The sequence below is a fragment of the Pseudomonas sp. VD-NE ins genome (assembly GCF_031882575.1).
GTDB classification, from domain to species: domain Bacteria; phylum Pseudomonadota; class Gammaproteobacteria; order Pseudomonadales; family Pseudomonadaceae; genus Aquipseudomonas; species Aquipseudomonas fluorescens_BZ.
Window position 1 is genome coordinate 4,160,651 of record NZ_CP134772.1, and the last position, 14,654, is coordinate 4,175,304.

The following is a 14,654-nucleotide window of genomic DNA, read 5'->3' on the forward strand; positions in this document are numbered from 1 at the left end:
AGGAAACGAGCCCGTCATGATTCTGCCTTGGCTAATCCTGATCCCCTTCATCGGCGGCCTGCTGTGCTGGATGGGTGAGCGCTTCGGCGCTACCCTCCCCCGCTGGATTGCGCTGTTGACCATGACCCTGGAACTCGCCCTCGGCCTCTGGCTGTGGGCCCACGGTGACTATTCATTTGCGCCGGCGCCTGGCGCCGATCCGACCTGGGCGCTTGAGTTCAAGCATGTCTGGATCCAGCGCTTTGGCATCAACGTGCACCTGGCCCTCGACGGCCTGTCGCTGTTGATGATCCTGCTGACCGGTCTGCTGGGTATCCTCTCGGTACTCTGCTCGTGGAAAGAGATTCAACGTCACGTTGGCTTCTTCCACCTGAACCTGATGTGGATCCTGGGCGGTGTTGTCGGCGTGTTCCTCGCCCTCGACCTGTTCATGTTCTTCTTCTTCTGGGAAATGATGCTGGTGCCGATGTACTTCCTCATCGCGCTCTGGGGTCACAGTTCTTCGGACGGCAAGAAAACCCGGATCTACGCAGCGACCAAGTTCTTCATCTTCACTCAGGCTTCCGGCCTGATCATGCTGGTGGCGATTCTCGGTCTGGTGCTGGTCAACTTCAACAACACCGGCGTGATTACTTTCAACTACGCCGACCTGTTGAAAACCAAGATGTCGATGACCACCGAGTACGTCCTGATGCTCGGCTTCTTCATCGCCTTCGCGGTCAAGCTGCCAGTGGTTCCATTCCACTCGTGGTTGCCTGATGCCCACGCCCAGGCGCCGACTGCAGGTTCCGTCGACCTCGCCGGTATCTTGCTGAAAACCGCTGCCTACGGTCTGCTGCGTTTCGCCCTGCCGCTGTTCCCGAATGCTTCGGCCGAGTTTGCGCCGATCGCCATGACCCTCGGTCTGGTCGGGATCTTCTACGGTGCGTTCCTTGCTTTCGCACAAACCGATATCAAGCGTCTGATTGCCTTCTCGTCCGTTTCCCACATGGGCTTCGTATTGATCGGCATCTACTCCGGCAGCCAACTGGCCCTGCAAGGTGCAGTGATCCAGATGCTGGCGCACGGTGTGTCGGCAGCGGCACTGTTTATCCTCAGCGGTCAGTTGTACGAGCGTCTGCACACTCGTGACATGCGTGAGATGGGCGGTCTGTGGTCGCGTATCGCTTACCTGCCGGCGATCAGCCTGTTCTTCGCAGCTGCTTCTCTGGGTCTGCCGGGTACCGGTAACTTTGTCGGTGAATTCCTGATCCTGATCGGCACGTTCGCCAGCGCTCCATGGATCACCGCGATTGCCACTTCCGGTCTGGTGTTCGGTTCGGTCTACTCGCTGATCATGATCCACCGTGCCTACTTCGGTCCGTCGAAATCGGATTCGATCCTGCACGGCATGGACGCTCGCGAACTGATCATGGTGCTGGGCCTTGCGGTGCTGCTGGTTTACCTCGGCGTCTACCCGCAACCGTTCCTCGACACGTCTGCCGCCACGATGCATGGCGTGCAGCAGTGGCTCGGCACCGCCTTCACTCAACTCGCTTCGGCCCGGTAAGAGCGCTATGGAATTCACGATTCAACACTTTATTGCGCTTGCGCCACTGTTGATCACCAGCCTCACCATTATCGTGGTGATGCTGGCAATCGCCTGGCGCCGCAACCACTCGCAGACCTTCCTGATCTCGGTCGCCGGTCTGAACCTGGCCTTGCTGTCGATCCTGCCAGCCCTGAAAGTCGCGCCTCTGGCCGTGACTCCACTGCTGCAAATCGACACGTTCGCTTGCCTGTACATGGCGCTGATCCTCGTCGCCACACTCGCCTGCGTCACCCTCGCCCACGCCTACTTGGGTGATGGCGGTTCGGGCTACCCGGGCAACCGTGAAGAACTGTACTTGCTGATCCTGATGGCCGCCGCCGGTGGCCTGGTTCTGGTCAGCGCGCAGCACCTCGCCGGTTTGTTCATCGGCCTGGAACTGCTCTCGGTACCGGTTTACGGTCTGGTGGCTTACGCCTTCTTCAACAAGCGTTCGCTGGAAGCCGGCATCAAATACATGGTGCTGTCGGCCGCCGGTTCCGCGTTCCTGTTGTTCGGTATGGCGCTGCTGTACGCAGACTCGGGTTCGCTGAGCTTCGTTGGCATCGGTCAGGCCTTGGCTGCGACTGGTCTGCCTAGCTCGCTGGCACAACTGGGCCTGGGCATGATGCTGATCGGTCTGGCGTTCAAGCTGTCGCTGGTACCGTTCCACCTGTGGACGCCGGACGTTTACGAAGGTGCTCCGGCACCGGTGGCTGCGTTCCTCGCCACTGCGTCGAAGGTTGCGGTGTTTGCGGTGATGGTGCGTCTGTTCCAGATCTCCCCCGCCGCAAGCAGTGGCGTCCTGAGCGACGTGCTGACCGTCATCGCCATCGCCTCGATCCTGTTCGGTAACCTGCTGGCGCTGACCCAGAGCAACCTCAAGCGTCTGCTCGGTTACTCGTCCATCGCGCACTTCGGCTACCTGCTGATCGCGCTGGTGGCGAGCAAGGGGCTGGCGGTGGAAGCCATCGGCGTGTACCTGGTGACTTATGTGATCACCAGCCTCGGCGCCTTCGGCGTGATCACCCTGATGTCCTCGCCGTACAACGGCCGTGACGCGGATGCCCTGTACGAATACCGCGGCCTGTTCTGGCGCCGTCCATACCTGACCGCCGTGCTGACCGTGATGATGCTGTCGCTGGCCGGTATCCCGCTGACCGCAGGCTTCATCGGCAAGTTCTACATCATCGCTACCGGTGTCGAATCGCACCAATGGTGGCTGGTCGGCTCGCTGGTACTGGGCAGCGCCATCGGCGTCTTCTACTACCTGCGCGTGATGGTCACCCTGTACCTGATCGAGCCAAACCTGCGTCGCCACGACGCCCAGCTGCACTGGGAACAGAAGGCAGGCGGCGTGATGCTGCTGGCCATCGCCCTCGTCGCATTCTTCCTGGGCGTGTACCCGCAGCCATTGCTGACTCTGGTTCAGCAGGCGGGTCTGGCGGGCTGATTGCTTGGCTGGCTAGAAATGAAAACGGCACCTTCGAGTGCCGTTTTTGTTTTTGTGGGATTTAACATCAAAAGATCGCAGCCTGCGGCAGCTCCTACATTGGGATGGTGTGATCTCTGTAGAAGCTTTCGATGCTGCGATATTTTGCCCGTCAACAACCTCGCCTTTTAGAAGGTTTACTGCAAGGCGGTGGATGACACACATCTAAAATAAATATAGAAGTTCGCATGCTCGCGATGATATCGGCGTGGTCTCAACATTAACTACCTAGTCCCCTTAAGAGCAGACTCACATCTATAAGCGAATCACCCCACCTACTTTTTAACCGAAAAATCAGACAACAATAAGAAATTCGCTGCCTATCGAGTGCTTTTAAAAACAGCTCTACGTATAGTGATAAAAATTATCACAGTTTTCTGATACTTTCAGGACAATACAAATGTGATATAAAAAACAAACCAAATATTTTCGGCACAGGTGTGAGATGAGTTTTAACCTAGATGACCTTGGACTGGCCTATCGAAAAGCCAAAGTAGATTTGTTTTACTCCTCAAACCCTGACCTCTTAGCAATAGCAGACTACGAGGAAAACCTTTCCGATAATTTGAATTTGCTGTCGGATTTACTGAATGGAAAAAGCCAGAAATGGGTTGAACAGCCCGAGTTCATCGGTGGCTGGACTCTTGCGACAAAGTCAATTTCTTGGCCAGGCCGAAAGGAGTTTCAGGAAAAAAACGGAACAGGACTTAAATTCTCATCTCCGGCGCAGGATTGGGACTACACATACAAATTATTAACAGAAAACAACAAACGTTCAAAGCCTAACGCGGAGTTCCGCGTGATGGCCCAGTGCAGTCTTGATTTCCACGTACTCTCGGCTCTGTGGATGCTCAAAGTAGGCCACCAATATGATGCAAAGCTTACTAGGTGTGCCTTTGGCAATCGCCTACGCCGCACGCAAGATGGTAAACAGATCAATCCGCTATCCTTAGGCTCCTTCTCTCCCTATTTAAAGCCATTTCGAAGCTGGCGAGACAACGGTATATCGGCAATGCGCTCTGCATTGGACTCAAACAAAAAAATTGTAGCACTGACTGCCGACGTCAGCTCTTTTTATCATGAACTCCAACCTGGATTCATGTTAGACAAATATTTCCTAGATGATGTGCTTTCACTCAACCTTACAGAAGACGAAAGCAAGCTTAATCAATTATTCATCAAAGCCTTAGAGGCTTGGGCCGCCTCAACCCCGCTAAAAAAGGGACTTCCAGTTGGATTGCCCGCATCTGCCGTCGTCGCTAACATGGCGTTGGTAGAACTGGATCGTATAATTGAGCAACAAGTCGCCCCACTATATTACGGCCGCTATGTAGATGACATTTTACTTGTAATGGAAGATGGTGCACACTTTCATTCAGCGGATGAGCTATGGAGTTGGCTATTCGAGCGCTCCGATGGAATGCTCGCATGGAATAATACTAGCAAGGATAAAAAAATCTGTTTTCAACCCAGATACTTTAAATCTGGTAAAAATAAGAGCAACATATTTTTCGCCAACTCAAAAAACAAAATTTTCATGTTGGCTGGTGAACCAGGAAGGACGCTAGTTAATACAATTGCCTATCAGATTTACGAGAGAGCGAGCGAATGGCGTGCAATGCCAAAGCTACCGAGCTCCGCTGAACACGTTGGAACAGATATGCTGGCTGCAACCCAAAATGACGGGGAAGCTGCTGACAATCTGCGTAAAGCGGATGCGTTAACAATGCGTCGTGCGGGATTCGCGATTAAATTGCGTGATTTTGAAGCTTATGAGCGTGACTTACGGCCTGACGCTTGGCAAGCACACCGAAGAGCCTTTCTACGCGCATTTACCCAACATGTTCTAGTTCTACCTGACTTCTTCGAACTGTCTATATATCTTCCCCGTGTAATACGATTAGCCACAGCATGCGAGGATTTTCGCGAACTACGAAAAATAATTAACGCCCTTGAAAAGCTGCGATCCGACGTTTGGTCTAATTGCAAAACCAGCATTAAGGCATGGCCTGAAAATGAGCCATCAATGAATCACACTCTTGTTACCACACGATGGGATAGCCAACTATCTAAAACTGTTTTTGAAAGCATAATAGCTGCATTCCCACCTAAACTTTCAAAAAGTGGGCGCCAAAGTTGGAAAGACAACATGATAGATTACCATCCGGGTAATACTGTTGGTCTGAACAGACCTTGGTTGTCATCTGTCAAAGAATTCCAACGTGAGCAAGCTCGGCTTTTTTCATTCGACTTAGCTCATATGCCGTTCCGGTTTATTGGCTTATCAAAAGAAATGGTTGCACAAAGAGGCATACCCAACCGTCGCGTAGGCTCGATACAAGACACCTCGGCTGAATTACTTCCTTTCAGTGTATTACATGGCGCTTCGCTTCTTGCCAAACTGGTAAAACTCAATGGTTTACCTCGCGGCCTTCTCTTTGCAACACGACCTTTCAATCTTGCGGAATTGTGTGCAGTCAGCAACAGCGTTTATTTGAAGGATAGCCATGAAGACCTGCAGGACATTGTTCTAGCGCTTCGAGGTTTCAAGTTGAACGACAAAATGCCTTATATGAGTAAACGAGAAGTTCTACGAATTCCGGATGGCCATGCCCCTTCTAAATATCGTATTGCCGTGTCGAGCTGGCAGACCAGACTTGATAGCTGGGCAGCTTCGGTAACCAAGGAATCCGATCCTGACATACAGAGGTATTCTCGCCTAAATCGCTTGCTAGACAGCGTAATATCTAGCCCAGAAAAAAGTCGATATTTGATTCTCCCTGAACTAGCGCTACCACCTCTCTGGTTTTTTCGTATCGCAAGAAAGCTACAACTCTGTGGTATTTCTTTGATCTCTGGTGTTGAGTACCTGCACACTGAAGATTCAAAAGTACGCAACCAAGTCTGGGCCGCACTTTCTCATGACGGACTAGGCTTTCCTTCTACTATGATATATCGACAAGACAAGCAGCGCCCAGCACTGCATGAAGAGCGAGAACTTCATCGCCTAGCTGGTTTAAAAATGAAGCCGGAAAGAACTTGGAGCAAACCCCCAATCATTGAACACGGCGAGTTCCGATTTGCACTTTTAGTTTGTAGCGAGCTAACAAATATTAGTTACCGTAGCGCTTTAAGAGGAAAGGTCGACGCGTTATTCGTGCCAGAATGGAATCAGGACACCGAGACATTTAATGCACTAGTCGAATCTGCTGCACTGGATATTCACGCCTACGTAATCCAGTGTAACGATCGGCAATATGGTGATAGCCGAATTCGAGCTCCTTTTAAAGATAGTTGGAAACGTGATGTTCTTAAAGTTAAAGGAGGCATCACCGACTACTGCGTAATCGGCGAAATTGATATTAATTCACTTCGACAGTTCCAAAGCAATCACCGCTCGCCGAGTGGACCATTCAAGCCGGTGCCGGACGGGTTCAAAATCTGCAAACATCGAAAAGTCTTGCCGAAGTGAGGGCCGAGTGAAAGATCTTGGCCGTTTCCATCAGGCCATTGCCCTGGCTGCGTTTTTCGTGAGTGCGTGCGCACAGCCATTGTTGCTCCTGATTCAGCAGGCGGGTCTGGCGGGCCGATAGCTTGGCTGGCTACAAACGGAAACGGCACCTTCGGGTGCCGTGTTTGTTTTTGTGAGATTTGTTACCAATGCTATGCCCTTCCTACTGAAATCCCCGAAATCTCGCACCCTACTGTTGGGTTCCTCCTACAGCCAGAATTTGGCTTTTTGATTATCTTGTTCGACGTAAAAGACATCGATCCGATTCGAGTCCGCCCTCAGGAACGAGAAAATACAACTCCATCGGAAATCAGAAATGAAAAACACAAATGGCCAATCCAACCCAGAGGACGCGACCAGACCGACACCTCCCCATAGACCTTCTGTGCCGGTTGTACGTCGCGTCGTGAACGAGAAAGTCATTAACCGCAAAGAAATAGCGCTGGATCGCAAGTGACGTAGAAGCGCAAAAGTCTATTAGCTATGGAAAAACGGCACCTTCGAATGCCATTTTTGTTTTGTAGAGTTACCGTCAAAAGATCACAGCCTTTAGAGATACCGAAGTCCGAGGTCTTTTGATCTCTACGCCCTCCCCCTTTTAGGAATTTGCCTGCAAACCCGTGAGCAATGGCTGACATTACGTAGAAGACATTTGTCGTTAAATTTTGGGAATCACCTATCAAGTGGAGATCCACGAACCATGAAGCGGGATATTTATTCAGAATTGATGGATGGCCTTGATGCGTTAAGCGAAGAACGCAAAGGCAAAATCACCTTGAAGAAGTTCCGTGTAAAACGGATCGGCGCCATGAAGGGCAAACTCACACTTCCCGAAGAATTTGATGCATCTCTATCACATAGTTTGCTGGATACCGTCGAACGATAAAAAGCCACACCTGCACTCATGCGACCTATTAGACTCACTCAGGCCACTGTGGGAGCGAGCCTGCTCCGGGCGGCGTTTCGTTCCGACGAAGGCGTCGGCACATCCACCCTCTTCAGTGCCTGACACTCCGCTTTCGCGAGCAAGCTCGCTCCCACAGGTTTGTGTGGCGTTCACTCAATCCATATAACCACATGACGAAATTGTAATTCCCTCATCACCTCGGCGTTATCCGCAGCTTGCAACGATGTGACCCGGCGACCAATGCCGGCGGGCCCTGCCCCGCCGAACAATAAAACCCACGCCGAAGCACGTTCCCGTTCTGCCGAACCCAAGGAGTGTTTGATGGTTAACAATTCAAAAATGTCGCTGGCCGCTTTAGCGGTGGTGGTCGGCGCCGCGCCGTCCATGGTGTTTGCAGAAGACAAGCCCGAGGGCTTTGTCGAAGGCAGCAGCCTTACGGTGCTCAACCGTAACTTCTATTTCAATCGTGATCATCGCGACGGCCAGTCCAGCCCGACCGGCAACGGTTATTCCGAAGCCTGGGCGCATGCCGTGATCAGCAAGTTCGAATCCGGTTTCACCCAGGGCACCGTTGGCGTCGGGGTTGATGCGTTTGCGATGATTGGGTTGAAGCTCGACACCGGTGACGGCCGTAATGGCGGGCGCAGTTCGTTTGATGTGTTGCCGGTTAACAGTGATGGCGAGGCGCGAGACGAATACACCAAGGTCGGTGGCGCTGCGAAAATTCGGGCGTTCGATACGGTGGTCAAGGTTGGCGATGTGTTCCCGGCCAATCCAGTGGTCGCGGCGGGTGACTCGCGCTTGCTGCCGGAAAGCTTTCGAGGCGTGACGGCGACCAACACCAGTATTGAAGGTCTGTCGGTGCAGGGCGGTCGGTTGCACGCGATGAGCCAACCGGTGTCCAGCGACATGCGCGAGAACTTCGCGACCTTCTACGCAGGCCCAGTCAATTCGCCGTGGATCGCGTATGGCGGCGGCGATTATGCGCTGAACAAGAATCTCAGTTTCAGCCTGTACTCCAGTCGCCTGAAGGATGCGTGGAATCAGTATTACGCCGGTGCTGCCTGGACGTATCCGCTGTCGGACGACCTGTCACTGTTCGGTGGCCTGAACTATTACAAGGCCGTCGATGAAGGCAAACAACTGCTCGGCGAATTCGACAACAACATCTGGAGCGGCCGCGTCGGCGTGAAGCTCGGCGCCCACTCGGTCGCCCTCTCCCACCAGCGCAACAACGGTAACGACGACTTCGATTACCTGCGCCAGTCCGACTCGATCTTCCTCGACAACTCGATCCAGTACAGCGATTTCAACTCGCCGAAAGAACGTTCGTGGATGGTGCGTTATGACCTCGACATGAGCACTTACGGCGTGCCGGGCTTGTCGTTCATGACCCGTTACGCGCGCGGCACCGACGCTGATTATTCCAATGCCAACGCGGTGTACATGCGCCGCGATGCCGAGGGCAATCCGCTGACCGATCAGAAACGTTGGGAGCGCGATATCGAAGTCAAATACGTGGTGCAGAGCGGCTCGATGAAAGACCTGTCGCTACGTTTGCGCCAAGCCACAACCCGCGCCACGGCGTTCGAGTCGGATCTGGATGAAGTGCGGGTGATTGTCGAGTATCCGCTGGCGATTCTTTGATTGCGCGGTTGATGCAAATTCACCTTTAGAAGCTCCTTGCTCCTTTGGTAAGAGGTGAATCTTTTGGCGTCCTTCGGGGCGCTTTTTTTGCGCTGCGTTTTGCCGTTATGTATTCCAGATTTAGGCCCGGCCCTCACCCTAGCCCTCTCCCAGAGGTAGAGGGGACTGACCGAGCTGCTTAGTGGAAATACATCGACCTGAAAAACCGAGGCGTACTCTGGTTTTGAATGGCTTGAAGATCTGTTCCCTTTCTCCTTTGGGGTTGTCCATCGCTTCGAAAAGGTCAGATGAGGGATTGTGAGAGCATCACGCAAAACAAATAAAAATCCGTCCTCGGTAAATAAGCCACAGGCTCGACATCATCGAGCGCACTGCTCACCGTCAGTTCGCCAATCATTACGACTTGCACGCCTCGAAAAACGTCATCTGATTTCGGCAGCACACCCACCGACGGTTAATGTCAGCTCCAACGTTTTGGGCGAGCTTTCAGTTGGTGTAAGCGAATATTGCTTCGCGCGGGGTTAGCTTCGATAGTCTGCTCGAATGCGTTGAATGCGACGTCATCGAGAAGATACGGTTGCGCCTCCAGAATCGTCTGCTGGCACATGACGGGTGCAAGATCATTCACGTGCTGTTTCTTTCGATCTGTTCTTCGACAGCTTGAAAAGAGATCGGTAATCACATCGCGCTCAATTGGACTGGGCATTGACCTGTCTCCGTTGTGTTCGGGCATTGGCCTGCGTTAGCCACGGCGTGGCGAGAAATACAACTCCCGCCACTTTGTCAGTGACCTATTGAGCAGGATCTACGTTATCCAGTGCTTTGTTCACCGCCAGTTCGCCAAGCATAACGACCTGTGCAATACCGAGCAGGGTCTTGCGATGGGTGCCGCCCAGCATCGCTGCGAAGTCACCGAGCATCACTGTGGCCGAGGCCAGGGATTCGCTGGCGTTGGCCAGTAATGATTCGGTGTCGGCTTTGGGATTGACCAGGAACATCTGGTTGGGGATGTACGGCGCGGACATGATGGCGGCCGACGGTTTGAGGTAGAAGTCGAGGGCGCGGTCGGCGGCTTCGTGGAGTTTTCGGGTGTCGACGGAAACGTAGGGGGATGTTGAGTTAGCGTCGGGGATGGCGTCTGTTTCTGGGGGATTTGGGGTTGGCTTTTTCATAATGTTTTACTCAGCTTGAAGGTGGAGCTGGCCCTTTCGGTTCCACGCGAAAGGGTGGCAGCTGTACGCAGGTTGGAACCCGGGCAACTGAGCAAACCCGACAGACTCGAAGTCTCCCGCGCACAGCCGCCATAACGGAGTGCACACATGAAAGTGCGCAAGCATACGTCATGAACAGTGCGTCTTGCTTCAGTTGAGCCGCGGGGTTCCAATCCCGATCGCTGAATTGGCAGCGACCCACACAGGCTAGAGAGCTGACGTCCGACGGACAACCTGAAAACATTGTGGGAAGGTTCCGCGATTCCCACACAACCTTTAAACATCACGAATTGAAATACGCATCGTCATACTGAACATCGGCCCCCGTAGATTCAGCTCCCGCCGTTCCGACACACGCCCATCACGCTGTACTTGATGGTGTTGAGCTGGCCTTTGGAATCCTCGTAGGTCATCGCGGTCGGCACGACATTGCACGCAGCCTGCGGCTTCACCACGCTCACCACCTTGACCACGTCCAGCTTCATTCCGTATTCGTAATCCTTCACCACCGGCGGCGCTTTGCCCTGGTTGGCGGCGTACTGTTCCATCGCTTTGGCGTTGGCGCTGAGCGCACGTTCGAAAGTGCGATCACCGCCACCTTCAGCCAGCACATTCACCGACATCGCCATGACAGCGGCGAATGCGATCAACTTGAGTACTTTCATATCCTTTTCCTTCCCGTCCGGGCGTAAAAAAAGCCCGGCATCGATGCGCGATATCGGGCTTGTTCAGGTGCAGCAGGCTTACAGGTCGCGGGTTTTGTCGTCCTTCTTGTCGTTGACGACCACCGGGTTGCCGGCGGCTTTTTCCTTGGCGACGAAGAGTTCCATGGAGCGGTCATGGCTGGTCATCATCCGTTCGAAAGTGCGGTCGCCGCCGCCTTCGGCCAGGGCCACAGAAGAGATCGCCAGAGCGGCTGCGAAGGTACTGAGTTGGGCAAGTTTCATCGTTGATTCCTCGTTTAAGTAACTGACGGGATCAAGGTAACAATCCGAACCTATCGTCACGGTGGCGGGGAAATTACATATCCGTTATCTCCCGGATCAGTGCACGGAAACCCTGTGGGAGCGAGCCTGCTCGCGAAAGCGGTGGTTCAGTCACATCATTGTTGACTGACAGATCGTCTTCGCGAGCAGGCTCGCTCCCACAGGGGGATTAACTATTGAATTGGAACGGTGTCCTCATCCCGGCGATGGGCGAGTTGATAGAGCGCCGGCAAGATCAGCAGCGTCAGGATCGTAGAAGACAAAATCCCGCCGATCACCACGGTCGCCAGTGGCCGCTGCACCTCCGCACCTGTGCCGGTCGCCAGCGCCATCGGAATAAAGCCCAGCGACGCCACCAGTGCGGTCATCAACACTGGCCGCAAACGCGTCAGCGCACCTTCGTGAATGGCATCGGACAGCGAACGCCCCTCCTCGCGCAGATTGCGAATGAACGCGATCATCACCAAGCCGTTTAACACCGCCACCCCGGACAACGCGATAAACCCGACGCCCGCCGAAATCGACAGCGGAATATCGCGCAACCACAGCGCCATGACCCCACCGGTCAACGCAAACGGAATCCCGGTAAACACCAGCAAACCGTCCTTGAGATTGTTGAACATCATGAACAACAAGCCGAACACCAGCAGCAGCGCCACTGGCACCACGATCTGCAAGCGCTTGGCCGCCGATTGCAGTTGTTCGAACTGGCCGCCCCAACTGGTCCAGTAACCGGCCGGAACCTGCACGTCTCGCTCGATCACCTCACCGGCCTCGCTGACGAACGAGCCGATATCACGCCCGCGCACGTTGGCGCTGACGATCACCAGACGCTTGCCGTTCTCGCGGCTGACCTGATTCGGCCCGAGCACCAGGTCGAGGCTGGCGACTTCCTTCAGTGCGATAAAACCGATCTGATTTGCCGCTGCATTCAGAGGCGCCGGCACCGGAATCAGCAACGCCGACAGTCCGTCGATGTCCTTGCGCATGGCATCGGACAAACGCACAACCATGTCGAAACGCCGATCGCCTTCATACAAGGTCCCGGCCTGCCGCCCGCCTACCGCGACGGCGATGGTGTCCTGCACATCACCGACGTTCAGCCCATAACGCGCAGCCTTGTCGCGATCAATGTTGATGGTCAGCACCGGCAACCCGGTGGTTTGCTCGACCTTCACCTCAGAGGCACCATTGACCTTCTGCATCGCTGCGGCAATCTTGGCCGCCGTGGCATTGAGCACGTCCATGTCATCACCGAACACCTTCACCGCGACATCGCTGCGCACCCCGGAAATCAGTTCGTTGAAGCGCAGTTGAATCGGCTGCGACAGCTCGTAATTGCTGCCCGGCAACGTCGCGGCGGCAGCCTGCAGCTCGGCCATCAGGGTTTCGCGGGACTTGCCCGGGTCTGGCCACTGATCTTTCGGTTTGAGCATCACGTAACTGTCGGAGATATTCGGCGGCATCGGATCGGACGCGATTTCAGCGGTGCCGGTACGGGCAAAGACGCGTTCGACTTCCGGCACCTTCGCCAGAATCAATTTCTCCAGACGCTGCTGCATGTCCACCGATTGCGTCAGGCTGGTGCCCGGCACGCGCAAGGCTTGCAGGGCAAAATCACCCTCACTGAGGCTCGGCACAAACTCGCTGCCCATGCGGCTGGTGAGCACGCCGCTAAGCACAATCACACCCAACGCCGCGCCCACTGCGATTGCGCGATGGGACATGACCCAAGCCAGCGCCGGCGCATAAACACGACGTGCGCCACGCATCACCGCGCCCTCTTCTTCCTTGACCTTGCCAGTCACGAACAGCGCAATCGCCGCCGGCACAAAGGTTACCGACAACAGCATTGCGCCAAGCAAAGCGATGACCACGGTGAACGCCATCGGGTGAAACATTTTCCCTTCGACGCCGCTCAGGGCGAAGATCGGCAGATAGACAACCATGATGATCAACTGGCCGAAAATCAGTGGTCGCCGCGCCTCTTTTGCCGCCGCAAACACTTCTTTGAAGCGTTCGGCGCGGGTCAACAATCGTCCGTGATGCTGCTGCGCATGAGCCAGTCGACGCAGGGTGTTTTCAACGATCACCACCGCGCCGTCGACAATAATCCCGAAGTCCAGCGCGCCGAGGCTCATCAGGTTGGCGCTGACCTTGTTGCTGAACATGCCGGTGAAGGTGAACAGCATCGACAGCGGAATCACCATCGCGGTAATCAGCGCGGCGCGGATGTTGCCGAGGAACAGGAACAGAATCGCGATCACCAGAATCGCGCCTTCGATGAGGTTCTTTTTCACCGTGGCGATGGCTTTGTCGACCAGGTGCGTCCGGTCGTAAACCGGCACGGCGATCACCCCGACAGGCAGGGATTTATTGATCTGTTCAAGCTTGCTCGCGACGGCTTGCGACACCGTACGGCTGTTCTCGCCGATCAACATGAACACGGTGCCGAGCACCACTTCGCGACCGTTTTCCGTGGCCGCGCCGCTGCGCAATTCGCGGCCGATTTCCACTGTCGCTACGTTCTTCACGCGGATCGGTGTGCCGTCGACATTGGCCATGACGATGTTGGCGATGTCCTCGGTACTCGCCACTTGCCCCGGTGCGCGGATCAGCAACTGCTCACCGCTGCGCTCGATGTAACCGGCGCCGACGTTGGCGTTGTTACGCTCAAGCGCCGTGACCAGATCGGTGAGGGTCAGCTTGTACGCCGCCAGCCGTTTCGGGTCCGGCGCGATCTGGTATTCCTTGGCGAATCCACCGATGGTGTTGATCTCGGCGACACCCGGCACGTTGCGCAATTGCGGCTTGATGATCCAGTCCTGAATCACCCGCAGATCGGTCGGTGTGTAGCTTGTGCCGTCGTCCTTCAACGCACCCTCCTTCGCCTCAACCGTCCATAGAAAAATCTCGCCGAGACCGGTGGAAATCGGCCCCATCACCGCCTCCGCGCCTTCGGGCAATTGCTCCTTGGCGATCTGCAAACGCTCGTTGACCAGTTGACGGGCGAAGAACAGGTCGGTGCCGTCCTTGAAGATCACCGTGACTTGCGACAGGCCCGAGCGCGACAGCGAACGGGTCTGTTCGAGTGCCGGCAAACCGGCCATCGCGGTTTCAATCGGGAAGGTGATGCGCTGCTCGGTTTCCAGCGGCGAGAATCCGGCGGCGCCGGTGTTGATCTGCACCTGGACATTGGTGATGTCGGGCACGGCGTCGATCGGCAGTTTCTGATAACTGGCGATGCCGAGGCCGGCCATGAGCAGAACGGCGAGCAGGACGATGATGCGCTGCTCGATGGCAAACTGGATCAGGCGTTCGAACATGGGAGTC

General features: G+C 54.9%; 10 protein-coding genes. 5 read left to right on the forward strand and 5 right to left on the reverse strand.

What is annotated here, in order from left to right:
• Window positions 1-16: 16 nt before the first annotated feature.
• The 5 genes from nuoM (at window position 17) to RMV17_RS18530 (ending at window position 9,124) form a co-directional block, all read left to right on the forward strand.
• The gene (gene nuoM, locus RMV17_RS18510; RefSeq protein WP_108225654.1) at window positions 17-1,549 is read left to right on the forward strand and encodes an NADH-quinone oxidoreductase subunit M; all 1,533 of its coding nucleotides are present in this window, start codon (window positions 17-19) and stop codon (window positions 1,547-1,549) included.
• Between the two features lie 7 nt (window positions 1,550-1,556).
• Window positions 1,557-3,020 carry an NADH-quinone oxidoreductase subunit NuoN gene (gene nuoN, locus RMV17_RS18515; RefSeq protein ID WP_007920173.1) on the forward strand — a complete coding sequence of 488 codons (1,464 nt, stop codon included), beginning with the start codon at window positions 1,557-1,559 and terminating at the stop codon, window positions 3,018-3,020.
• A 484-nt stretch (window positions 3,021-3,504) separates the two neighbouring features.
• Entirely contained in the window at window positions 3,505-6,531 is a 3,027-nt protein-coding gene (locus RMV17_RS18520; RefSeq protein ID WP_311881619.1) for an RNA-directed DNA polymerase, read from the forward strand.
• A 739-nt stretch (window positions 6,532-7,270) separates the two neighbouring features.
• Window positions 7,271-7,456 (forward strand): hypothetical protein, encoded by a 186-nt coding sequence (locus tag RMV17_RS18525; RefSeq protein WP_311881620.1) that lies wholly within the window; start codon window positions 7,271-7,273, stop codon window positions 7,454-7,456.
• Between the two features lie 342 nt (window positions 7,457-7,798).
• Window positions 7,799-9,124 carry an OprD family porin gene (locus tag RMV17_RS18530; RefSeq protein ID WP_311881621.1) on the forward strand — a complete coding sequence of 442 codons (1,326 nt, stop codon included), beginning with the start codon at window positions 7,799-7,801 and terminating at the stop codon, window positions 9,122-9,124.
• A 460-nt stretch (window positions 9,125-9,584) separates the two neighbouring features.
• On the opposite strand, the gene RMV17_RS18535 is transcribed toward RMV17_RS18530, so the two are convergent.
• From RMV17_RS18535 to RMV17_RS18555, 5 genes are all read right to left on the reverse strand, one after another.
• On the reverse strand, window positions 9,585-9,830 hold the full coding sequence (locus RMV17_RS18535; RefSeq protein ID WP_242207625.1) for a hypothetical protein: 246 nt from the start codon (window positions 9,828-9,830) through the stop codon (window positions 9,585-9,587).
• 85 nt (window positions 9,831-9,915) lie between these two features.
• Window positions 9,916-10,296: a DUF6124 family protein gene (locus RMV17_RS18540; protein WP_311881622.1), complete on the reverse strand. Its 381-nt coding sequence runs from the start codon at window positions 10,294-10,296 to the stop codon at window positions 9,916-9,918.
• Window positions 10,297-10,667: 371 nt separating this feature from the next.
• Entirely contained in the window at window positions 10,668-11,000 is a 333-nt protein-coding gene (locus RMV17_RS18545) for a DUF2790 domain-containing protein (RefSeq protein WP_311881623.1), read from the reverse strand.
• A 78-nt stretch (window positions 11,001-11,078) separates the two neighbouring features.
• Window positions 11,079-11,282: a co-regulatory protein PtrA N-terminal domain-containing protein gene (locus RMV17_RS18550; protein ID WP_150693910.1), complete on the reverse strand. Its 204-nt coding sequence runs from the start codon at window positions 11,280-11,282 to the stop codon at window positions 11,079-11,081.
• Window positions 11,283-11,494: 212 nt separating this feature from the next.
• A complete protein-coding gene (locus RMV17_RS18555) occupies window positions 11,495-14,647 on the reverse strand; it encodes a CusA/CzcA family heavy metal efflux RND transporter (protein WP_311881624.1) in 3,153 nt (1,050 codons plus the stop codon).
• Window positions 14,648-14,654: the final 7 nt, after the last annotated feature.